Origin of the sequence: Clostridium frigidicarnis (assembly GCF_900111985.1) — a bacterium.
GTDB lineage: Bacteria > Bacillota > Clostridia > Clostridiales > Clostridiaceae > Clostridium_Z > Clostridium_Z frigidicarnis.
Genome location: NZ_FOKI01000010.1, coordinates 1 through 23,756, shown reverse-complemented (window position 1 = coordinate 23,756; position 23,756 = coordinate 1). Strand labels below are relative to the sequence as shown.

The window sequence follows — 23,756 nt, the reverse complement described above, 5'->3', positions numbered from 1 at the left end:
TTTAGTTAGAGTTAGATTCTTCACTTAAGGAATTTTTATTCTTTTTTAGAAAATTAAGTTTAGTTTCACTTATTATAACAGAACAAAATATAGTTATTGATCCTATACCCATTAAAAGTGTAAAATTTTCTTTAAGAAAGATAAAGGATAGTATGCTTCCAAAAACACATTCTGTGGATAATATTATTGCAGCATGTGTTGAAGAAGTATATTTTTGAGCTATGTTTTGAAGTAAAAAGGCAATGAACGTACTAAATAAACCTAAATACAACAAAGCAAAAACACCTCTTGTTGTAAAATCAGTTGGAATAGGTTCAAAAAATATTGCAGTTATAGATGATAATAAGGCTGCAAATCCTAGCTGAAAGATTGTTAATATAATAGGATCAGTTTTTTCTGTATAGTATCCAACACTAACAATATGAGCAGCAAAAAATACGGCACATATAAGGGTTAATAAATCACCAGTATTTATTCCGCTTAAGCCATTTTCAAGGGTAAGTAAGGAAATCCCAAATAGGCATAATATAGCAGAACCAATAGAATAAATATCAGGCTTTTTCTTAGAAATACCCCAATATAAAAATGGAACTATAACCACATTTGTAGCTGTTAGAAAACCTTGTTTAGAAGCCTCTGTATATTGAAGTCCTACAGTTTGAGAACCAAAAGCAAGGAATAAAAATAAACCAACAACAAATCCATTTTTAAAATCCATTTTTGAAAATTCTTTTAACTTTTTATAAAAAACTATAGACATAAGAATAAACGCTAAAGAAAATCTTATTGTCATGATATAGAAAGGTTTTGCTACATTTAAAGACTCTTTTGATGCTACAAAACCAGCACCCCAAACTAGTGCAACTAATATTAATGAAAGGTCTGCATATAAACTTTTGTGTTTCAAAAAATATCCCCCTTTTTAAAAAAAATTCAAATATAATAACATTGTAAAAGCTTTTTTAATAATATTCAAATGATTTTAATTTTAACATACTATATGCTAGTAATTACCACAGTTAAAATCAGTTTTTCTGCACAAAATAAAGTAATAATAACTAAGGAGGAATTGCCATGAAAAGGAGTATTAAAAGTAAAATAATTCCAATTGTAATTGTATTTTTGTTTTTAATTGTATTTAGGAAATTTTCGGTAAATGCTTTAGAATATCCTGGCCAGTATCCCATGGCATTATGGACAGAAGGATATAAAGAAGAAATCGTAAAAAATGATGAAAATCAAAAGGTGATTTTTTTGACATTTGATGATGGTCCTTCAAAAAACAATACACCTAAAATACTAGATATACTTAATGAAAAAAATGTTAGAGCTACATTCTTTGTTATAGGTTATAAAGCTGAAGTAAATAAAGACATAGTTAGAAGCCTAAAAGAAAGTGGAATGAGCATATTACCGCATTCCTATACTCATGATTATAAAAGTATATATGCAAGTCCAGATAATTTTTTAAATGATTTAAATAAGTGTACAAAAGCAATAGAAGATGCAACGGGAGATGAACTCATATCTTTTTTAAGGTTTCCAGGAGGTTCAGATAATTTAGTGTGTAATGCTAATACATTAAACGAAATAAAAGAAAAAGTTAAAAATCAAGGTGTTTCATATATTGATTGGAATATTTGTTCTGAAGATGCAACGGCAAATATAGTTTCAAAATCAAAAATATTAGACAGTGTAAGGAATGAAGCTAAGGGAATAAAATACGGAGTTTTACTCATGCATGATGCAGAAGCAAAAGTTACAACAGTTGAAGCACTTCCAGAAATAATTGATGAATTCAAGAGTAGAGGATATATATTTAAAACATTTGATGAGATTACTGAATATGATATGGAAAAATTAAAAATGAATGGAGTTATAAATAGATAGACTTGGTAAGTTATAAGTGACAGGTTGGAGTGAATGGGTTAAGTCGCAAGATTATATGAAATGACTTTAACTTATGAAATCTAATGATTACAAGTTTATAAAGCGACAAGTTAAGAATAAATAATTGAAGATTACAGAATAAGTGAAAAGTATATAAAATTGAAAGTGGAATTATAATAAGAATTATATAAGTTAGTACTAAGAATAAGGTAAATACTGAAGGTGCAACAATATAAAAGCTATAAATGTATTAAAAAAATACATTTATAGCTTTTATTAAGTCACATTCAAATAAATAACTGTCAGTATGCTAGTTTACAAAATATCCGTCGCATCTTTGACTTGTTATTTATTTTTCATTGTTTTTATTTGAATTAATTATGTGTTGTTTTGCATTTGATTCAATAGAGTCATCTAAGGGTTCTAGAACAACATCATTGTATCTTTTGTTTAAAGATAAATTTAATAATCTATCTGCTAATTCAGGATTTTTAGATAGTAAAGATCCGTGGAAGTATGTACAAAAAGTATTTTTGTATATACAACCCTCTTTTTTATCTTCACCATTATTACCATAGCCTAAGATACAATTTCCTAATGGTTTTAGAGAATCACCTAGATAAGTTCTACCGGAATGATTTTCAAATCCTACATAAGTTTCATTAAACTCTTCATTAAATATAATTGTATTTCCTATAAATCTTTTATCACCAGCTTCTGAATATAAATCAAGTATATTTAGTCCATCAAGTTTTTCACCAGCTGGTGTTGAATAATGTTTGCCTAAAAGTTGGTATCCTCCACATATAGCTAAGAACACACCAGAATTCTCTATGTAATCTTTAATAGAATCCCTTTTAGTATCTATTAAATCTTTAGAAACAATAGATTGCTCATAGTCTTGACCACCACCAAAGAAGACTATGTCATATTTACTGCCATCAAATTCATCACCCATAGATATATTGTGAATATTTACAGTAATTCCTCTTTTTTCAGCTCTATATTTTAATATTAATATATTTCCTAAATCACCATAAACATTAAGTAAGTCAGGATATAAATGGCATATATTTAATTCCATTACATACACTCCTTTTTATTACCAAAGGTTTTTAATATATCCTTTAGTATGAAGATATTTTCTATAATTGATCATAGCAGTATAAGTTGCAAGAACATATACTTTTTTATTCTTACTTGACTTGATAGCATCTGTCATCTTATCATAATTATCACATAGTTTAAATTCATCATAATTTAAACCAGAAATCTTTAATCTAATAGCCATATCATAAAGTCTTATACCACCTATTGAAATATCATCGACATTTAAATTATTTAAATGTTCAAAGTTAACATCCCAAAGCCATGAGATATCTCTTCCATCGGCATAATTATCATTTAAGAAGAATGCAAGAGAAAGATTTTCTTTAGAAAAACATATAGTATCTAAAGCTTGATTATATCCAGCAGGGTTTTTAACTAAGAATATTTTAATTTCTTTATCATCAATATTTATAACTTCTTGTCTTCCAAAACTAGCACTTTGATTTTCAAGAGAGCTAACAATAGATTTTGTTCCAACTCCAAGTTCATGGGTTATGGAATAAGCACAAAGAGCATTATAAACATTATATATACCAGATTGGCTTAAATTAATTTCAGAGTTGTTTATAAGAACTTTAGAGCTATCCGGAGTGACTTCTAAAATTGAATTAACCATATACTTTAAAGTTTCTCTACGGTATCCACAATTATCGCAATAGAAATCACCTAAATGGTTATATGTAATAAAGTTATATTTATATGGAGCTTTACAGACTTTACAGAACTTTGCATCTGCATTTAAGTCAGCAGTTTTTGATGTATTAAGTGATTCATTAAATCCATAGTATATAATTTCATTTGGAACGTTTAGTTTTCCAAGTAAGGATTCATCACCATTAAGAATTAATTTGCTTTCAGGTACATTAACAACACCTTCCATGATTTTTTCAAGAGTTGTATATACCTCCCCATACCTATCTAGCTGATCTCTAAATAAATTAGTTATTGTTATGATATTTGGAGTTATATGCTTTGTAATAAATTTAACATTTGCTTCGTCAACTTCTATTACAGCAAATCTTTCTTTTTCATAAAAGAATTTATAATTGTCAGCAAAACAGGCAACTATACCAGGAAGCATGTTTGCACCAGTATTGTTTGTTATAACATCTAAGCCTTGTGACTTAAGGATATTATAAATCATGCTAGTAGTAGTAGTTTTACCGTTAGTTCCAGTAACTAATACTACCTTATATCCATTGCTTAAAGGCTTAAGTACATCTTTATCGATTTTTAAAGCAACTCTTCCAGGGAAATTACTTCCGCCCTTAAAAAGGTGTTTAGCTAAAAATAGTGTAATTTTTGCACTTATAATACTTATAAAAGATTTAATATTAATTTTGAACACCACCTTAATTTATAACTAGTCTACTTAAATTATATACAACAAAAAACAATAATAATCAATAGAATCCCAATACTACTATGGTGTTTATTTGGAGTTTTTGATAAAATTATTCTTATAATAGATAAATATATTATAGAAAAATACTTGGAAACGTTAAAATTAATGTTATTTAGTATTTTTGAATAGTAGAAGACATAATATATATTTTAATTAATAGTATCTTTATAATCAATGCATTTAGTGTTAAATAATTTATAATTATTCAAAAATAAAATGTACTAGGAGGAATTGCAATGTATCCAATTAAATTTGAAAATATTTATTATGATAAAATATGGGGTGGAAGAGACTTTGAATTGTTCAGAAATAACCTTCCAGAAGGTAAAATAGGTGAAAGTTGGGATATAGCTTGTCATCCTAATGGAACTGGCATAGTTAGTAATGGAGAATTTAAAGGAATGTCTTTTGATAAATTAATAGAAGTTAAAAGAGAAGAACTTTTAGGAACTGAAATAAAAAAAGATAGATTTCCATTATTATTAAAACTTATAAATGCACAAGATAAGCTTTCAGTACAAGTTCATCCAGATGATGAGTATGGATTAAAAGTTGAGAACGACCTTGGAAAAACAGAAGCTTGGTATGTTGTTGAAGCTTTTGAAGGAGCAAACCTAGTGGTAGGAACTAAAAATTGTACAAGAGAGCAATTTGTAAAAGCAATAGAAACAGGGAGTTTTGATGATTACTTAAACAAAATACCAGTAAAAAAAGGAGAAGTGTATTTTGTTAAAAGCGGGCTGGTTCATGCTATAGGAGAAGGCGTAATTATAGCAGAAATACAACAAAACTCAGATACAACATATAGGGTATATGATTATAATAGAGGAAGAGAGATACATGTTGAAAAGGCTCTTGATGTTATAGATTTTTCTTTAAATGGAGAAAGAAGTACAGGAATTAAAATAGAAAAAAGTAACTATGATAAAACAATACATGCAGTATGCAAACATTTTTCATTAGAAGAGTATGATATACATGGAATATTAAATGAAGAAAGCGATGAAGAGAGATTTTATATATTTACATGTGTAGAAGGAAGTGGAGAAGTTACTTATAAAAATGGAAAAGAAAGCATAAATAAAGGAGATAGTATATTAATACCAGCTACACTGGGAAAGTATAGTATAAGCGGAAACTTAAAAGTATTGAAAAGTTATGTTCCCAATATAGAAAAAGTACAAAGTACAATTATGAGTGAAGTTTTAAAATAAAAGTGAAATGTATAAATATTAGTAAACTATAAAAAGAGAACTTATTTAAGTTACAAGTTGCAAGTTAATGATATTTTTCTTAATGTTGTTAGGAAAAACTTGAAATTAACCACAATTCTTAATCTTTCATTAAAACGTGGCAAATTATATAAGGAAAAGTGAGGTTTAATCATTAGCAAAATATCTGACGAACACTACTGTGTGCTGTTGGGTATTTTGCGTTGATTAGACCTCTTTTTGTATTGAGGCATTTTCAAAAAAGAATAGATCAGCATTCTTGTATATTTGGACTATTATTTTTTAGATACCTCAGATGAATTTCTACACAAAAAAAGTACTTATATTCTGCAAATATACTTTTGGATTAATTCATAAATTTGTAGAAAAATATAAATTATTAAGTATATAATGTATAGATTTTATAAGTTTATACAAAAAAACTCTTAATTTTAATTAGTGCCATATTATGCAGTCTAAAAACTTTACAATAAAAAGAAAAAGTATATAATATATATTATAAGGGTAAATAGAGTATGCTAAATAAAAATATATAATAAGTAATGACAGACAACAATTAACAATATACATATACTATATAAAAATAACGTTTAAAATTCAATTGTCTAACATTTTAAAATAATAAAGAAGATAATATTTCTTAGGGGGATTAATTATGTATTCAGATTTAGGTTATTTAAAAATAAATTGTAAATGTATCCATACTAATTTATCTGAAAATAAATTGGTTACAAAGGCATTAGAAAATGGAGAAGGTATGCTTGCAAACAATGGAGCGTTAGTAATTAATACAGGCAAATATACAGGCAGATCTCCAAAAGATAGATTTATAGTTGAGGATGATATAACTAGAGAAAAAGTTAATTGGGGAAGTGTAAATTTAAAAACAGATAATAAAACATTTGATATTTTATATAATAAAGTTACAGAATACTTAAGAGATAAGGAATTATATGTATTTAATGGACATGTAGGTGCTGATGAAAATTATTCTTTACCAATAAAAGTAGTGTGTGAGTATGCATCACAAGCATTATTTTCAAGTAGAATGTTCATAAGAACAGAAAATTTACCAAAAGAATTTCAACCAGAATTTACTGTTATTTCAGCACCAGGATTTAAGGCTAAGGGTATAGAAGACGGAATAAATTCAGAGGCTTTTATATTAGTTGATTTCACAAAAAAAATTGTTTTAATAGGTGGAACGCAATATTCAGGGGAAATAAAGAAGTCAATGTTCTCTGTTATGAACTTTTTGCTACCAATAAAAGGAGTATTTCCTATGCACTGTTCTGCTAATGTAGGGGAAAAAGATGATGTAGCAATATTCTTCGGATTATCTGGAACAGGAAAAACAACTCTTTCAACAGATCCAAATAGAAGACTTATAGGTGATGATGAACATGGTTGGCATGACAATGGAGTTTTTAATTTTGAAGGAGGTTGTTATGCAAAGACTATAAATTTAGATCCAAGCAAGGAAAAAGATATTTATAATGCAATAAAATTTGGATCATTACTTGAAAATGTTATTATAAATGAAAATGGAGATCCAGATTATGATGATGGCTCTCTTACAGAAAATACAAGATCTGCATATCCAATATACCACATAGATAATATAAAAGAGGATGAAAAGGCAGGTAACCCTGATACTGTAATATTTTTAACAGCAGATGCTTTCGGTGTATTACCACCAGTATCTAAGTTAACTAAGGAAGGTGCAATGTATCACTTTATGTCAGGGTATACAAGTAAGCTTGCAGGAACAGAAAGAGGAATAAAAGAACCTCAAGCTACATTTTCAGCATGTTTTGGAGAACCATTTATGCTTATGAATCCAACAGTGTATGCCAAGCTATTAGGAGAAAGAATTGAGAAAAATAATGTAGATGTATATTTAATTAATACTGGATGGATAGGTGGATCTTACGGAGTTGGATCTAGGATTAAACTATCGTATACAAGATCTATGGTAACAGCTGCCATAGAAGGTAGATTTAAAAACACACAATGGATTACTCACCCAATATTTAATGTTCTAATGCCAGAACAATGTAGTGGAGTGCCAAGTGAAATATTAAATCCTGAAAATTTATGGGAAGATAAAAATAAATATAAGGAAAGTGCTTTAGAACTTGCTAAGAAGTTTAATGAAAACTTTAAAAAGTTTTCAGATGTACCAAGCGAAATAGTTAATGCAGCACCGAAATTTTAGTACTATATTTATTTAAGGCACATTCAAGAAATAACAAGTCAGTGTGCTAGTATATTTGACTTATTACTTTCTTTCATGTGCATAATATTGAAATTTATATAAAAAGTATTTGCTATATATGTTTATATGGTAAATGCTTTTTGTTATATAAGAAGAATATGTAAATTGTAAGTTTTCATATTGATTATTTTTTAACAAAACAATATACTTAAATAGTAATTATCTTTAACCTAATAAGTTAGAGTATTAGCAATGATTGCGATCTGATAAAAGTTAATAATGTAAGATAGAGGTATGAAAGTGTTTCTTTCATTTAAAAGGGAATCAAGTTAAAATCTTGAACGGTCCCGCCGCTGTAATGGGGAGTAATCTAGGTTTATATCCACTGGTATATTACTGGGAAGGAAATAGATAACGATGAACCAGAGTCAGAAGACCTGCCTTTATTAATGCACCATTAACTCTACGAGTGATAGGGGGTGTTAACGAATATATGTTGTAAAGTAGTATTTACATGTTTTTTGTGTGCTCATATACAATATTTTATTTAGTTAACTTGGCCCCTCTTAATTTTAAAGAGGGGCTTTATTATTTTTAAGGAGGGGTTTTATGATTAAAAGATTTGATAATATCAATTTCAAAAAAAGTATAAAAGAAATTATTTTTATCAATGTGGGAATGGCGCTTGTTGTCTGTGGGATGTATTTTTTCTTAATGCCTAATAATTTAGCCACAGGTGGTGCTAATGGACTAGCAATTGTGATAAATAGATTTATTCCTAGTTTTCCAGTAGGCGTGATAATGCTGATGATAAATGGAATCTTATTTATAATAGCATTTTTAGCCATAGGCAAGGCTTTTGGAGCAAAAACAATATATGCAAGTCTCGGAGTTTCATTTATGATTTTTATTCTTGAAAAAGTAATTCCTATAACTAAACCTCTTACTGGGGAAATTTTTTTGGAATTGATTTTTGGAATTTTAATATCAGGTGTTGGAATGGCAATAGTATTTAATCAAAATGCATCTACGGGTGGAACAGATATATTAGCTAAAATATTAAATAAATTTTTTCATATAGATTTAGGTAAAGGTGTATTGATATGTGATTTATGCATTACAATAATGGCTATAGTTGCTTTTGGGCTTAAATTGTCTATGTATGCTATGTTAGGAGTTATTATTAATGGATTTCTTATAGATGCACTTCTTGAAAAAATCAATATGTATAAAGAAGTTACAATAATAAGCCAAGAATATGAAAAGATACGAAAATATATAATAACTGAACTAGAGAGAGGGTCTACGATTTATAGTGCAAAGGGTGGATTTTCTAATAATACTAAAAATGTAATAGTAGTGGTTATCAAGAAGAGAGATTTTCCTAGATTGAACAAATATGTATATTCAATAGATAATGATGCTTTTATAACTGTTAGTAATGTGCACGAAATTTTTGGAGAAGGTTTCAGAAAAATTTCATGCTAGTATCTGAAGAAAAGTCAGAATAATAAAAAAATGCGAGGGATAACAAGTATGAATGAGAGTGAACTTTACAATGAGCATTATAATAATTTTGGAAAAATGAATATTTTAGATAATAAGGTTATGAAAGATAAGCTTTATGATATAAGTAATATGGTTGTTGAGGATAGAGAGATGCTTAATATATTAAAAATGGCAACTAAGGTTTCTAAGGTTGATACTACAGTTTTAATATTAGGGGAAACCGGTGTTGGAAAAGAAGGAATTGCTAAATATATTCATTGCAATAGTAATAGAAAAAATAATCCTTTTATAACTATAAATTGTGGTGCTATACCAGAAAATTTAATAGAATCAGAACTATTTGGGTATGAAAGTGGAGCATTTACGGGAGCTAATAAAGGCGGGAAAATGGGATTATTTCAATTAGCCCATGGAGGTACTATATTTTTAGATGAAGTTGGGGAATTACCACTAGAGGTTCAAGTAAAACTTTTAAGAGTCTTACAAGAACATCAAATAGAAAGGGTTGGATCAATAAATAGTATAAAGGTAGACTTACGGGTTGTAGCTGCTACTAATAAAAATCTAATAGAACTTATTGAAAAAAATAAGTTTAGAGAGGATCTTTACTATAGATTAAGTGTATTTCCAATAGAAATACCTCCATTAAGGGAAAGAAAGGATGATATAGTCCCTTTAATTAATTATTTTTTAAAAGACATAAATGATCAATATGGCTTTGTTTCTTCTTTTAGTGAAGAAGCAATTAAATGTTTATGTGAATATAGTTGGCCAGGGAATGTTAGGGAATTAAGAAATATTATAGAAAGATCTATAGTTATGAATGGTAATACTATAATCCAAAGAAAAGATTTACCAGAGTGTATTAATGGATTTGAAGTGGAACAAGAATTTATTTTTGGAATAAATAATTTTTCAATAAAGGGGTGTAGTCTTAAAGAATTTACTCAAAAAATAGAATTTGAGATAATAGAGGATGCTGTAGAGAGATACGGAAATATAAGAATGGCTGCAAAAGCTTTAGGAATAGATCCATCTACATTAATTAGAAAAAGAAATAAAAATATCAAAAGGCATGATGAATAAATTAAAAGTTGCAAAAAATCAATGTATGCATTTTTGCAATATGGTATGCAAAGGCAACATATAGCGACAATTAGCGATTATTTTAATAAGTAAAGGCATTTTAACAATGACTAGCTTATAAAATAATCGCTATTTTATTTCAAGGAAATCAAGGCATTTCAAGAGTTGATGTAATAAAAGGAGACTTGGCATGATAGTTGCTTTATAAGTAAGTAAAATGAAAATTAATAAAGGGGGATATTTAAAATGGCTTTAAAGACTAGGGAAGAATATATAGAGAGTTTAAGGGCTTTAAATCAAAAAATATATCTTTTTGGAGAATTAATAGAAAATCCTGTAGAACATCCAATGATAAGACCATCCTTAAACTCTGTAGCAATGACTTATGAGTTAGCACAAGATCCACAGTATGAAGGAATAATGACAACTACATCTCATTTAACAGGAAAGAAAGTGAATAGATTCTGTAATATTCATCAAAGTAAAGAGGATTTAATAAATAAGGTTAAAATGCAACGTTTATGTGGCCAAAAAACAGGGTCTTGTTTTCAAAGATGTGTTGGAATGGATGCATTTAATGCAGTTTATAGTACTACTTTTGAAGTAGATGAAGCTTATAAAACTGATTATCATGAAAGATTTAAGAAATATATGATATATGTCCAAGAAAATGATTTAGTAGTTGATGGAGCAATGACTGATCCTAAGGGAGATAGAGGTTTACCTCCAAATAAACAAGCAGATAAAGATTTGTTTCTTAGAGTAGTAGAAAGAAGAGAAGACGGGGTAGTTGTAAGAGGAGCAAAGGCACATCAAACTGGTATGGTAAATTCCCATGAAGTTCTTGTTATGCCTACAATAACAATGGGACCAGATGATAAGGATTGGGCAATATCATTTGCAGTTCCAGTAGATACAGAAGGAATAATAAGCATATATGGAAGACAATCTTGTGATACAAGAAAACTAGAGAAAGATGTAGATATAGATTTAGGAAATCATAATTTTGGTGGACATGAAACACTTACTATCTTTGATGATGTTTTTGTTCCTAATGAGAGAATTTTCTTAGATGGTGAAACAGATTTTTCAGGAATGTTGGTAGAGAGATTTGCAGGTTATCATAGGCAAAGTTATGGTGGATGTAAGGTTGGTGTTGGTGATGTTTTAATAGGAGCATCTGCACTAGCAGCAGATTACAATGGGGTGGCTAAAGCATCACATATAAAAGATAAGCTTATAGAAATGATTCATTTAAATGAAACACTATATAGTTGTGGTATAGCCTGTTCATGCGAAGGTTGTAGCACTAAATCAGGAAACTACCAAATAGATCTTTTACTTGCAAATGTATGTAAGCAAAATATAACTAGATATCCATATGAAATATCAAGATTAGCTGAGGACATAGCTGGAGGATTAATGGTAACAATGCCTTCCGAAAAAGATTTTAAAGATCCAAAGGTTGGACCATATATAGAAAAATACTTAAAGGGAGCAGCATCTGTACCTACTGAAAATAGAATAAGAATCCTAAGACTTATAGAAAATATGACATTAGGAAGTGCAGCAGTAGGATATAGAACAGAATCTATGCATGGAGCAGGTTCACCACAGGCACAAAGAATAATGATATCAAGACAAGGAAAGTTAGAAAGTAAGAAAAAATTGGCAAAAAATATTGCTAAAATAAAAGATTAATTTTAAAAACAAGGGTAAGGAGTGAAATTATGAATTGGAGAAAAATATATAAAGAAAAATTAGTATCTGCAAAAGAAGCTGCATTTAAGATTAAGCCAAAATCTAGAGTAGTTATTGGACATGCTGCTGGAGAACCTAAAAAAGTTATTGATGCTATGGTAGAAGAAAAAGAAAAATTTAGCTTAATAGAAATAGTTCATATGATAGGTATGGGGGAAGGGAAATATGCGGAAGAGGGTATGGAATATTATTTTAAGCATAATTCCTTGTTTGCAGGTCCATCAACAAGAAAAGCATTAGAAAATGGTAGAGCTGATTTCACCCCTTGCTTTTTTTCAGAAATACCTAAACTTTTTAGAGAAGAGTATTTAAAAGTAGATGTAGCAATAATACAAGTAAGTGAGCCAGATGAGCATGGATATTGCAGTTTTGGCGTATCCAATGACTATACAAAACCGGCGGCTGAATGTGCAACTATAGTTATAGCCGAAGTTAATAAAAACATGCCTAGAACTTTAGGTGATTGTTTTATACATGTGAGTGAAATTGATTATATTGTTGAGGTTGATTATCCAGTTATCGAATTACCAGAGGCTAATATTGGAGATGTGGAAAAAGCTATTGGAGAAAATTGTTCTAAGTTAATAGAAGATGAATCTACATTACAGTTAGGAATTGGTGCTATACCAGATGCAGTTCTTTTATATTTAAAAGATAAAAAAGATTTGGCAATACATTCAGAGATGATTTCAGATGGAGTAGTAAAGTTAGTTGAATCTGGTGTTATAACAGGTAATAAGAAAACATTTCATAAGAAAAAAATAGTAGCTACATTTTTAATGGGAACAAGAAAGTTATATGACTTTGCAAACAATAATCCTATGTTAGAAATGTATCCAGTAGATTATGTAAACGATCCTAATATAATAAGTCAAAATAAAAAAATGGTATCCATAAATTCATGTATTGAGATAGATTTAATGGGACAAGTTGCAGCTGAATCTATAGGAACAAAACAATTTAGTGGCACAGGTGGTCAGGTGGATTTTATAAGAGGATCTAATATGTCTCAAGAGGGAAAATCAATAATAGCAATTCCATCTACAGCTTCTAATGGAAAATTATCAAGAATAGTACCATTTCTAAAACAAGGAACTACAGTAACAACACTTAGAAATGAAATTCATTATGTAGTTACAGAGTATGGTATAGCTGAGTTAAAAGGAAAGACTTTAAAAGAAAGAGCTAGAGCCTTAATAAATATAGCTCATCCTAAATTTAGAGGAGAGCTAATAGAGGAATGGGAAAAGAGATTTAAACATAAATTTGATTATTTTATTTATTATAAAATTCATAAATAATATTGATTTAATGGGGTTAAGGGGGAATAAAAAATGCTATATATAAATGAAAAATTTTGTAAAGGATGCGGAATTTGTATAGATCTATGCCCTAAAAAAGTTTTGGAAAAAAATTTAGGAAAAGCAATAATAGTTAGGGAAAATCAATGCATTAAATGTGGGATTTGTGAAAATTCATGTCCAGACTTTGCAATTAATCTAAGAGGTGATAATGATGAGTAATTTAGTGTTAATGCAAGGAAATGAGGCCTGTGTTAAAGGGGCTATAAAGGCAGGAATGAAATTTTATGCAGGTTATCCTATAAGTCCAGCCAGTGAAATTGCTGAAATTTCATCGGTTATGCTTCCAAAGGCAGGAGGTAAGTTTATACAAATGGAGGATGAAATAGCTGGAGCAGCAGCTGTAGTTGGGGCATCCTTAGCAGGACTCAAAACAATGACTGCAACCAGTGGACCAGGGTTTTCATTAAAACAAGAAGTTATTGGCTATGCTTCAATGGCTGAGATACCTTGTGTAATTGTAGATGTAATGAGGGGCGGGCCAAGTACAGGGCTTCCAACATCGGTATCACAAGGGGATATTATGCAGAGTAAATGGGGAACTCATGGAGATCATCCTGTTATAGCTTTGGCACCTACTAGTGTAAAAAATATATATGACTTAACAATAAAGGCATTTAATTATGCTGAAAAATATAGAATTCCAGTAATACTTTTAATGGATGAAGTTATAGCTCATATGAGGGAAAGTGTTGAAATAAAAGACGACATAGAGATAATAAGTAGAAAAATTCCTGAAAACAATGAAGATTTTAAGGCATATAAAGTTACAGATGATTTAGTGCCCAAAATGGCACCAATAGGCAAGGGATATAAGTTTCATACCACTGGTCTTGTTCATGATGAATTAGGTTATCCATCTAATTCAAATGAGGTAGCACAAGATCTTTTAGAAAGATTAATGGGGAAAATAGATAAAAATAGAGATGAAATAGTAATGTATGATGCAATAGAAACTGATAAATGTAAAAAGCTTATAGTGGCCTTTGGATCAGTATCTAGACTTTGTAATGAACTTGTTGAAAATGGAGATTTGAAGGAAACAGGACTATTTGTACCATATACTATATGGCCATTTCCAGAAAAAAAATTACTAGAAATAGTAGTAAAAAATAATATAGAAAAAATATTTGTTCCAGAGTTAAATGCAGGACAATTAATTTATGAGGTTCAAAGGATTGTTGGAACTAGGTGTGAGGTAGTAGGTATAAATAAGTATTGTGGTGAAATATTTGAGCCACAAGAAATTAAAGTAAAGATTGAGGGGGAAGTGTAATGAAGGAAACTTTAGTAAATCAATATTTAAGAAAAGAAAATCTTCCTCATATATGGTGTGCTGGATGTGGTAATGGAATAATTTTAAGTGCTTTAGTAGAAGCCATAGATTCATTAGATATAGATAAAGATAAAGTGTGTATTGTGTCAGGAATAGGATGTTCATCAAGAGCAGCTCAATATATGAAATTTGATACTGTACATACTCTTCATGGAAGAGCAATACCTTATGCAACAGGTATAAAATTAGCTAATCCAGAGTTAAAGGTAATTGTAATAACTGGAGATGGAGATTGTGCTGCAATAGGTGGAAACCATCTTATACATGGATGTAGGAGAAATATAGATCTTAATATAATAGTGTTTAACAATAATATATATGGAATGACAGGCGGTCAGTGTTCACCAACAACACCACTAAATGCTAGAACTACAACAACTGAAGAAGGAAATATATCAAGAGATTTTGATATATGCAAACTATCAGAGGCAGCTGGAGCAACTTATGTAGCAAGAAGTACAGTTGCACATTATAAACATTTAGTTTCAATGATAAAACAAAGTTTTGAAAATAAAGGGTTTTCCATTGTAGAGGCATTAACTACATGTCCTGTGCAATATGGTAGAAGAAATAAACTTGGAAAGCCATCAGATATGATTAAGCTTCTAAAGAATGATGCAGGAAAAAACTTTGAAATAGGGGTTATAAAAAATACAAGGGAGCCTGAGTACATTCAGGAATACTTAAACAAATTTTAAGGAGGTAAATTCTATGGATAAAAAGCAGATTATATTTACTGGATTAGGTGGACAGGGGATAGTTAAGTCAGGAGTAATATTAGCGGAAGCAGCTGTAATAGATGGAAAACATGTAATCCAAACACAAAATTATGGACCAGAGTCCAGAGGTGGATGCTGTAGAGCTGATGTAATAATATCTGAAAACGATATATGTTATCCAAGAGTGACAAATGCAGATATAATATTTGCATTAAGTCAAAAGGGACTTGATAAATTTATTAAGTGTTCTAAGAAAGAGGCCATGATTATTGTAGATGAAAATATAGATGTAAGAAATATAAAAAATTATAGAAGATTTAATATAGCAAAATATACTGAGGATGTATTAAAAAATCCACAGTCTATAAATATGCTTTGTCTTGGAATATTTGCAGAGATTACAAAAATAGTAAGTTGTGAAGCTTTAAAAGAAGCTATTTGTAGAAATGTTCCTAAATTTAGTATAGATAAAAATTTGTTAGCTTTTGAGGCTGGAATAAATATGGCTAGTGTATGTGCATAGCTTTAATAATAGGGGGAATTTAAAAATGGAATCTAATATATGTATTAAAGAACTTATGGCTAAAGGAAGAAATGCTCAAAAGGAATTTGAAGGATTTTCACAAAAGCAAGTAGATGAAGTAGTAAGGGCAATAGGTAAAGTAATTTATGACAATGCAGAAGAATTAGCAAAAATGGCAGTAGACGAAACTGGGATGGGTGTGTATGAGGATAAGGTGGCAAAAAACAGAGGTAAATCCAAACTTATATGGAATAATTTAAAGGATAAAAAGTCAGTAGGAATAATAGATGAAGATAAAAAAAAGGCACTTATAATGGTTGCAAAACCTAAAGGAGTTATAGCTGCTGTTACACCTTGTACAAATCCTATAGTAACACCTATGTGTAATGCTATGTTTGCATTAAAAGGAAGAAATGCAATAATAGTAGCTCCACATCCAAGAGGAAAAAAATGTGCTAAATATGTTGTTGATCTTTTTAATAAAGAAATTAAAAAATTTAATGCACCAGAAAATTTAATTCAAGTAATAGAAGAACCTTCAATTGAACTTACAGCAGAACTTATGAAATCTGCAGATGTAGTTGTAGCTACAGGTGGAATGGATATGGTTAGATCAGCATATAGCAGTGGAAAACCAGCTTATGGTGTAGGGGCAGGAAATGTTCAATGTATAATAGACAAAAATGTTGATATAAAGAAAGTTGTACCTAAAATAATAACAGGAAGAACTTTTGATAATGGAATAATATGTTCTGGAGAACAAAGTATAATAGCTCCTAAAGAAAACTATAATGAAATAATGAAGGAATTTCAAAATAATGGAGCATATTATGTTGAAGATAATGAAACAATTGAAAAGTTTGCAAATGTAATATTTAAAGATGGCAGTATAAATAGAAAAATTGTTGGACAAAGTGTTAAAACTATAGGTGAAATAGTAGGGGTAAGTGTTCCGGAAAATGCAAAAGTTATCATATTAAAGGCTAGAGGAGCAGGTGACAAGGATGTATTATGTAAGGAAAAAATGTGTCCAGTAATGATATCTTTTGAGTATGATAATTTTGAGGAAGCATTGGATATAGCACAAACCAACTTGAATTTAGAAGGTAAAGGACATTCATGTTCAATACATTCAAATAATATGGGCAATATAAAATTGGCAGGGGACATGTTAACAGTTAGTAGACTAGTTGTAAATCAACCATGTTCTACAGGGGCTGGTGGATCAATATATAACGGGTTTGCACCAACTACCACATTAGGATGTGGGTCATGGGGAAATAATAGTATCTCTGAGAATTTAGATTATAAACATTTAATAAATGTATCAAGAATAGGGCTATTTAATGAAGGTGTAAAGGCACCTAGTGATGAAGAAATCTGGAATTAATAAAAAATATAGGAGGTGAATAAAATGAAGTTGCTAGAATTAAAACAACAAATTCATAAGTTTGAGTGTTGTAAAGATTTTATAGATTCATTTAATGTAGGACAAGAAGATTGTATATTTACAAATAAATTTTTATATGAAACATTTTTAAAAAAATTAAATATAAATTGCGTGTATATCTTTCAAGAGGACTACAACTTAAGAGAACCTTCAGATGATATTATGGATAAAATAATTCGTTATGTACAAGAGAAAGATTGTAAAAGAATTATTGGAATAGGTGGAGGATCTATAATAGATATTTCAAAGGTATTAGCTCTTAAAGATGTTACTAGTACAAAAGAGTTGTTTGAGAAAACAATTCCGGCAGTAAAAGCAAGAGAACTTATAATAGTCCCAACTACTTGTGGAACTGGAAGTGAAGTTACAAACATTTCTATTGCAGAAATAAAATCTAAGGGAACTAAGCTTGGCTTAGCAGTAGATGAGCTTTATGCTGATTATGCAGTATTGATACCAGAACTTGTAAAAGGACTACCTTATGAATTTTTTGTATATAGTTCAATAGATGCATTAATACATGCGATAGAATCTTTTATATCTCCCAAAGCTAATGTATATACAGAAATGTTTAGTGTTGAAGCTATAAAAATGATAATAAATGGCTATAAAGAAGTTCAAAACAATGGAAAAGATTATAGAAAGAAAATAATAGAAGACTTTTTAATAGCAAGTAATTATGCTGGAATAGCTTTTGGTAATGCAGGAGTTGGTGCAGTACATGCATTGTCATATCCTTTAGGCGGGAAATATCATGTTCCACATGGTGAAGCTAATTACCAGTTTTTTATAGAAGTATTTAAATTTTATAAAGAAAAAAATCCTAATGGAAAAATTGATGAGTTAAACCAATTGTTATCAATTATATTGGATGTTAGTAAAGATAAAGTATATGAAGAACTAGAAAAACTTTTAGGTAATATGATAGAGAAAAAATCATTAAGGAAATATGGAATGAAAGAAGAGGAAATATATTCGTTTTCTCAAAGTGTCTTAGAAACTCAACAAAGGCTTTTAGGAAATAATTATGTTGAAATGAAAGAAGCTGATATGATAGAGATATATAAGAAATTGTTTTAAAAAATAAATTTTAGAGTAATTAGAGGGGTGATTTGTAATAGCATACAAATCACCCCTCTAATATGTTATGCATCTTCAACTTCAGAGTTATTCTTCCTAAAATGTTTTAGTTCTAGTCCTACTAGAGAAGAAACTGGAGGAATTATAAGAAAAACTATGCAAAGAAAAGAGTTAGTTATTCCCATAACTTCAACTAAAGGAAGTGCAAAACCATTAAAAACTAAAAAAGGAGTCCAGATGGGGTCTACGTTTAATGTGTTTATTCCAACTTTAAATATAAGTAGTGGAGTAAGAAAAAATATTAGAGAAAGTAATGGAACAATTAATAAAGTTAAGATTCTAGATATAAGATCTTCATCATAGCTTAAAAAGAGATAGCTTAATGTTATATATAAAATTATTGCTAAAACAAATTCAATAGCTGGAAGATTGTTGCTACTTATGTTAAACAAACTTACAAGAAGCATGTGTCCGTAGTAAATAAAATTTACTATAAATAAATGGTTTATTAAGTTTAAAAAAATATTTTTCATGATACCTCCTAAATTGATATATATGTATTGAATTATATGAAACTTATCATTTATAAATGTATCATTCTAAATAAAAAATAATTACAAAGTTATTATTTTAATAAAGTTAACACAATATACTCAATAATAAAAATTATAACGTGTAAGAGTTAATTTGACTAAGAAATTTTTGTGAACTAAGTTTATAAAGTATAAATTTTATAAGGCACATGAAAGAAAATAATAGACCAAAGATGCGTCGTATATTTTGTGTCAAACAAGGAATTGAATTCAGTTAATAGTAGGCTATTAGCTGAGTTTACTGACGCAGTATGACGCAAAATAGACAAGCATACTGGTCTATTGTTTTTTGAATGTGCCTAAACTAAAAGTAATTTATATAGTATCATATAATTTTATAATTGTATGTAAGATGTAGACAAAATACATAAATAATTTTATAATAACTCTGTATTTCAAAATTTAATTAATGAAAGAGAGGAAGAATTATGCTTCTAATATTTAAGGCTATAATAATTGCCATAGTAGAAGGAATTACGGAATTTATACCTGTTTCGTCAACAGGACACATGATAATAATTGATGATTTAATAGGATTTAAAACTACAGCTACACCAGCATTTGCTAGTATGTTTGAGGTAGTAATACAGCTGGGAGCTATACTTGCAATAGTTGTTTTATATTGGGATAAAATATGGGGGGCTACTAAAAGCTTCTTTAAATTAGAAAAAGAGGGTTTAAGATTTTGGTCTGTAATACTTGTTGGAGCAATACCAGCAGCTATTTTTGGCCTTTTATTAGACGATTGGATAGAAGCTAATTTATTTAACACTATTACAGTTTCAGCAGGGTTAATAGTTGGAGCAATACTTCTTATATTTGTAGAGAACAAATATAGAAAAAAAGCAACTGTTACTAGAATGGAAGATGTTACATATGGACAAGCACTTAAAATAGGTATATTTCAGTGTTTAGCTTTATGGCCAGGAATGTCAAGATCATCTTCAACTATAATGGGAGGATGGATTTCCGGATTAAACAATACTATAGCAGCAGAGTTTTCATTTTTCTTAGCATTACCAGTAATGGTAGGGGCATCAGGATTAAAGTTATTTAAATATGATCTACGTGGATTAACCGGAGATCAAACTATTGCATTAATAGTAGGGTTTTTAGTTGCGTTCTTAGTTGCATTAATTGTTGTAGATAGATTTATAGCATTCTTAAAGAAGAGACCTATGAGAGTATTTGCTGTATATAGAATAATAGTAGGTGTATTATTATTAGTTTTAGCTGCAGTAGGAGTAATATCTGTTGTAAGCTAAAAATTTTAAAAAGTGAAAAGTGGCAAGTTTCAAGATGTGTAAGTTTATGCTAGTTGGAAAGTGCAGAGCTTAGAGAAAGTATGTTTTTTCCACTTAGTTCAAAGAAACTAATAATTTAATTTTAGATTTTTCTTAGAAAAGTCAAACTCAACTCGTCACTTAAAGAATAAGTTGGTTAGGAAATTCAGTTTTTATAAGCTGGATTTCTTTTTTTATATAAAATAAATTAATTATACCTAAAGTATTGAAAAAATTCTAATATATAGAAAAATAGTTAATGACCAAATAATGTTAAAAAGAGAGGATCAAAGTTGAATTGTAGGTTATTTAATAAAAAAGGAATCAAGATACTGATTTTAAATTGGTGGATAACTTTAAAAGACATTAAATATGTAGAGTCTTTTTTAGGTTAAAATTGAAAAGTGAGAGTTGAAAGTAAAGGTGAAAAATAATATGCATATTAATAGAACATATTAGCATATATAAAATTGTAATTAAAGGGTAAAAGTGAGAATTACATGAAAAAAATGAAACATATTTGTAAAAAATACAGAAAATTTAAAATAGTGTTTCAAATATTGTCTAGTATAGATATAATATAAGTTAAGGTATATATGAGGGAAAAATTTAGGGTATGGGGGATTTATATGAAAGAGATAAAGAAGTATTTAGAATCTAGGCTAGGTGAATATGGATTTTATTTTGAAGATTTAGATTGTGGTTATGTATATGGGTTTAATGAAAATTTAGTTACTGATGCTGGAGCGTGTATACATATTCCCTTAGCTCTTGCGTTGTTAAAAGAAGTAGAACAAGGAAATTTAAAACTTAAGGACACAATTTTCATGTCAGAAGAATGTATAGAGAAAAATACTATATTAAGTTATTTAAAGCCTAAGGAATGTACAATAGAGGAATTGTTAATTTTTATGCTTATTCAAAATGATAATACTGCATATGAAATTCTTGTGGGGCTTTTAGGTGTAGATAAGTTTAATAAGTATATGAAAGATATAGGTCTTAAGAATACAAAAATTATAGATGGAAAATTAAAAGCAGAAACCTGTGCATATGATTTATCAAAATGTTGGAAGATAATAAATAAAACAGAATATATATGTAAAGACAATAAAGATTTTATTGTTAATACTTTGAAAGCTCAACCAGTTAAAGATAAAATAGCTTTTTATTATTCAAAAGGAGATAGAGAAAATATATCATGTAAAGGTGGAAGTATAAATAAAGGAGAAAATGATAGCTGTTATTTAAATCATCCAAAAGGGAAGTTCGCTTTTACAATACTATCTAAAGACATACCAAGTGATGTTTACGGTGCTGTAACTTTAGCTAAATCAGGTAAAATAGCTATAGATATAATAGAAAATAGCTGGAAATAAGTTGTTGACAAATATAACTAACTATAATATAATGTGTCTTAAATAAATAACCTTTAAATGTGATCCAGAGAGGTCATTAAGGAAGACTATAAAATTTTTTCGTACAGTTGTACGAGTTTTTAAGTGTAATCACGCCTTCCTTAATTTTAGGGAAGGCTTTTTTAATGCTTTAAAACCTTTAAGTTAACACAGAGATGTTAAGAAGGAGTGATAATTTATGTTAAAAGGAAAACACTTAATTGATCCAAGGGATTTTTCTAAAGAAGAATTAGATGAAATTCTAAATTTAGCACAGGAAATAAGTTTAAATCCAAAAAACTTTTCAAATTTATGCAATGGCAAAATACTTGCCACTCTTTTCTATGAACCAAGCACAAGAACTAGACTTTCATTTGAAGCTGCAATGATAAGACTTGGAGGAAATGTAATAGGATTTTCAGAACCAGGTTCAAGTTCAGTTACAAAAGGAGAGTCTATAGCAGACACAGTAAGAACAGTTTCATGTTATGCAGATGTAATTGCAATGAGACACCCATTAGAAGGGTCAGCTAAAATAGCATCTCTTTATTCAGAAATTCCAATAATCAATGCAGGTGATGGTGGTCACCAACATCCAACTCAAACATTAACAGATCTTCTAACAATAAAAACTTTAAAAGGTAACCTAAATAATCATGTCATAGGATTATGTGGGGATCTTAAATATGGAAGAACTGTACATTCCCTTATAAAAGCAATGTCAAGATATGAAAACATAAAATTTATCTTGATTTCGCCAAAAGAACTAAGTATCCCAGAGTATATAAAAAAAGAGGTATTAGATAAAAATAATATTCCTTATGATGAGGTAAAGTCATTAGAAGAAGCTATGGATAAAATAGACATACTTTATATGACTAGGATTCAAAGAGAAAGATTTGATAATCAAGAGGAATATGAAAGATTAAAAAATAGCTATATTTTAGATAGTGAAAAAATGAATATGGGAAAAAAGGATATGATAGTTATGCATCCATTACCAAGAGTAAATGAAATAGCATATGAGGTTGATAAGGATAATAGAGCATGTTATTTTAAGCAAGCTAAGTTTGGAATGTATGTAAGAATGGCATTAATTGCAAAACTTGTGGGGGTGAAGTAATTATGATTAATAATGTTAAAAACATAAGTGGTATTTTACCACAAATGATGGATAAGAAAGTATGTTGCACAAATAAGAAGTGTGCAACAAGGACAGAAGTTTATGTGGAGCAAAGATTACGTTTAGTTGATAAGGATAATATGGAATATAAATGTGAGTACTGTGACTTTATACAAAAAATAATTAAATAGTAACAAGTTTAAAAAATTGAGAATTGAAAATTAAAGATTGACAATCAAGTATGTTTTTTTACTGTGTAAAAAACTGATAATTAAATTTTAGATTTTTAATAGAAAGATTGCTGTAATCTTTAATTGTAAATTATAAAGAGTCATAAGTTATGAGTTGGAAGTTGAAGTCCTATAGGCCCCCTAATTAGAATGGACAATGTTTACTCAAACAAAGTAAAATAGTTTTAAGATGATTAGGAGGTCTAAGGGATGGAGAAAAAAATATTTACAAGAAAGTTTTCAGAAGATCAAAGAGTTTCATTTGTTAAGGAAGTTTTAGAATCAGGAAGCAATATTTTAATTGCTAAAAGGTACGACTTAAATCCCCAATTATTAAGTAGATGGGTTAATAATTATCGTCGTTATTCTCAAACATTAGAGCCAAAAGAGCCTAAGAATAATGAAATAATACCTAATTATAAGAAAGAATATAAAAAAGCTATTGAAAAG

At 29.0% G+C, this 23,756-nt stretch carries 22 protein-coding genes and 1 riboswitch; of the genes, 18 read left to right on the top strand and 4 right to left on the bottom strand.

Annotated features, from left to right (window positions below; genetic code table 11):
* Position 1: 1 nt before the first annotated feature.
* Positions 2-907, bottom strand: a complete 906-nt coding sequence (locus BM119_RS08000; RefSeq protein WP_090040411.1) for a DMT family transporter — start codon at positions 905-907, stop codon at positions 2-4.
* 167 nt (positions 908-1,074) lie between these two features.
* On the opposite strand from BM119_RS08000, the gene BM119_RS07995 reads away from it, so the two are divergent.
* The gene (locus BM119_RS07995) at positions 1,075-1,890 is read left to right on the top strand and encodes a polysaccharide deacetylase family protein (protein WP_090040409.1); all 816 of its coding nucleotides are present in this window, start codon (positions 1,075-1,077) and stop codon (positions 1,888-1,890) included.
* Positions 1,891-2,239: 349 nt separating this feature from the next.
* Here BM119_RS07995 and BM119_RS07990 read toward each other — a convergent pair whose 3' ends face one another.
* Together BM119_RS07990 and BM119_RS07985 are read right to left on the bottom strand one after the other, a co-directional pair.
* Entirely contained in the window at positions 2,240-2,974 is a 735-nt protein-coding gene (locus BM119_RS07990; RefSeq protein ID WP_090040407.1) for a type 1 glutamine amidotransferase, read from the bottom strand.
* 18 nt (positions 2,975-2,992) lie between these two features.
* Complete coding sequence (locus BM119_RS07985; protein ID WP_090040400.1) at positions 2,993-4,348, bottom strand: Mur ligase family protein; 1,356 nt, start codon at positions 4,346-4,348, stop codon at positions 2,993-2,995.
* A gap of 293 nt (positions 4,349-4,641) precedes the next feature.
* On the opposite strand from BM119_RS07985, the gene BM119_RS07980 reads away from it, so the two are divergent.
* The 12 genes from BM119_RS07980 to BM119_RS07925 all read left to right on the top strand — a co-directional run bounded on the left by BM119_RS07980 (position 4,642) and on the right by BM119_RS07925 (position 18,680).
* A complete protein-coding gene (locus BM119_RS07980; protein WP_090040399.1) occupies positions 4,642-5,619 on the top strand; it encodes a type I phosphomannose isomerase catalytic subunit in 978 nt (325 codons plus the stop codon).
* A 673-nt stretch (positions 5,620-6,292) separates the two neighbouring features.
* On the top strand, positions 6,293-7,855 hold the full coding sequence (gene pckA, locus BM119_RS07975) for a phosphoenolpyruvate carboxykinase (ATP) (RefSeq protein ID WP_090040397.1): 1,563 nt from the start codon (positions 6,293-6,295) through the stop codon (positions 7,853-7,855).
* A gap of 273 nt (positions 7,856-8,128) precedes the next feature.
* Positions 8,129-8,314: riboswitch (cobalamin riboswitch) on the top strand.
* A 150-nt stretch (positions 8,315-8,464) separates the two neighbouring features.
* Positions 8,465-9,343, top strand: coding sequence for a YitT family protein (locus tag BM119_RS07970; RefSeq protein WP_090040396.1), 879 nt, complete (start codon positions 8,465-8,467; stop codon positions 9,341-9,343).
* 48 nt (positions 9,344-9,391) lie between these two features.
* Positions 9,392-10,450, top strand: coding sequence for a sigma-54 interaction domain-containing protein (locus BM119_RS07965; RefSeq protein WP_242948371.1), 1,059 nt, complete (start codon positions 9,392-9,394; stop codon positions 10,448-10,450).
* 246 nt (positions 10,451-10,696) lie between these two features.
* Positions 10,697-12,151 (top strand): 4-hydroxyphenylacetate 3-hydroxylase family protein, encoded by a 1,455-nt coding sequence (locus tag BM119_RS07960; protein ID WP_090040393.1) that lies wholly within the window; start codon positions 10,697-10,699, stop codon positions 12,149-12,151.
* 29 nt (positions 12,152-12,180) lie between these two features.
* The gene (locus BM119_RS07955; RefSeq protein ID WP_090040391.1) at positions 12,181-13,512 is read left to right on the top strand and encodes an acetyl-CoA hydrolase/transferase family protein; all 1,332 of its coding nucleotides are present in this window, start codon (positions 12,181-12,183) and stop codon (positions 13,510-13,512) included.
* Between the two features lie 33 nt (positions 13,513-13,545).
* On the top strand, positions 13,546-13,734 hold the full coding sequence (locus BM119_RS07950) for a 4Fe-4S dicluster domain-containing protein (protein WP_090040390.1): 189 nt from the start codon (positions 13,546-13,548) through the stop codon (positions 13,732-13,734).
* A complete protein-coding gene (locus BM119_RS07945) occupies positions 13,727-14,848 on the top strand; it encodes a 2-oxoacid:acceptor oxidoreductase subunit alpha (protein WP_090040388.1) in 1,122 nt (373 codons plus the stop codon). The genes BM119_RS07950 and BM119_RS07945 overlap by 8 nt, the downstream gene beginning before the upstream one ends.
* Positions 14,848-15,606 carry a thiamine pyrophosphate-dependent enzyme gene (locus tag BM119_RS07940; protein WP_090040387.1) on the top strand — a complete coding sequence of 253 codons (759 nt, stop codon included), beginning with the start codon at positions 14,848-14,850 and terminating at the stop codon, positions 15,604-15,606. The genes BM119_RS07945 and BM119_RS07940 overlap by 1 nt, the downstream gene beginning before the upstream one ends.
* A gap of 13 nt (positions 15,607-15,619) precedes the next feature.
* Positions 15,620-16,150, top strand: coding sequence for a 2-oxoacid:acceptor oxidoreductase family protein (locus BM119_RS07935; RefSeq protein ID WP_090040385.1), 531 nt, complete (start codon positions 15,620-15,622; stop codon positions 16,148-16,150).
* A gap of 25 nt (positions 16,151-16,175) precedes the next feature.
* Positions 16,176-17,540 carry an aldehyde dehydrogenase family protein gene (locus tag BM119_RS07930; protein WP_090040383.1) on the top strand — a complete coding sequence of 455 codons (1,365 nt, stop codon included), beginning with the start codon at positions 16,176-16,178 and terminating at the stop codon, positions 17,538-17,540.
* A gap of 24 nt (positions 17,541-17,564) precedes the next feature.
* Positions 17,565-18,680, top strand: coding sequence for a 4-hydroxybutyrate dehydrogenase (locus BM119_RS07925; RefSeq protein WP_090040382.1), 1,116 nt, complete (start codon positions 17,565-17,567; stop codon positions 18,678-18,680).
* Positions 18,681-18,745: 65 nt separating this feature from the next.
* Here BM119_RS07925 and BM119_RS07920 read toward each other — a convergent pair whose 3' ends face one another.
* On the bottom strand, positions 18,746-19,213 hold the full coding sequence (locus BM119_RS07920) for a hypothetical protein (RefSeq protein ID WP_090040380.1): 468 nt from the start codon (positions 19,211-19,213) through the stop codon (positions 18,746-18,748).
* Positions 19,214-19,701: 488 nt separating this feature from the next.
* Here BM119_RS07920 and BM119_RS07915 point away from each other — a divergent pair, with 488 nt between their 5' ends.
* The 5 genes from BM119_RS07915 to BM119_RS07895 all read left to right on the top strand — a co-directional run.
* Positions 19,702-20,538, top strand: a complete 837-nt coding sequence (locus tag BM119_RS07915; protein WP_090040379.1) for an undecaprenyl-diphosphate phosphatase — start codon at positions 19,702-19,704, stop codon at positions 20,536-20,538.
* Between the two features lie 647 nt (positions 20,539-21,185).
* Positions 21,186-21,935 (top strand): serine hydrolase, encoded by a 750-nt coding sequence (locus BM119_RS07910; protein WP_177199352.1) that lies wholly within the window; start codon positions 21,186-21,188, stop codon positions 21,933-21,935.
* A gap of 217 nt (positions 21,936-22,152) precedes the next feature.
* Complete coding sequence (pyrB, locus tag BM119_RS07905; protein WP_090040377.1) at positions 22,153-23,076, top strand: aspartate carbamoyltransferase; 924 nt, start codon at positions 22,153-22,155, stop codon at positions 23,074-23,076.
* Positions 23,077-23,078: 2 nt separating this feature from the next.
* Positions 23,079-23,267 carry a hypothetical protein gene (locus BM119_RS07900; RefSeq protein ID WP_090040376.1) on the top strand — a complete coding sequence of 63 codons (189 nt, stop codon included), beginning with the start codon at positions 23,079-23,081 and terminating at the stop codon, positions 23,265-23,267.
* A 249-nt stretch (positions 23,268-23,516) separates the two neighbouring features.
* Positions 23,517-23,756 (top strand): transposase (locus tag BM119_RS07895; RefSeq protein ID WP_143087308.1); only part of this gene is annotated, 240 nt, incomplete at its 3' end.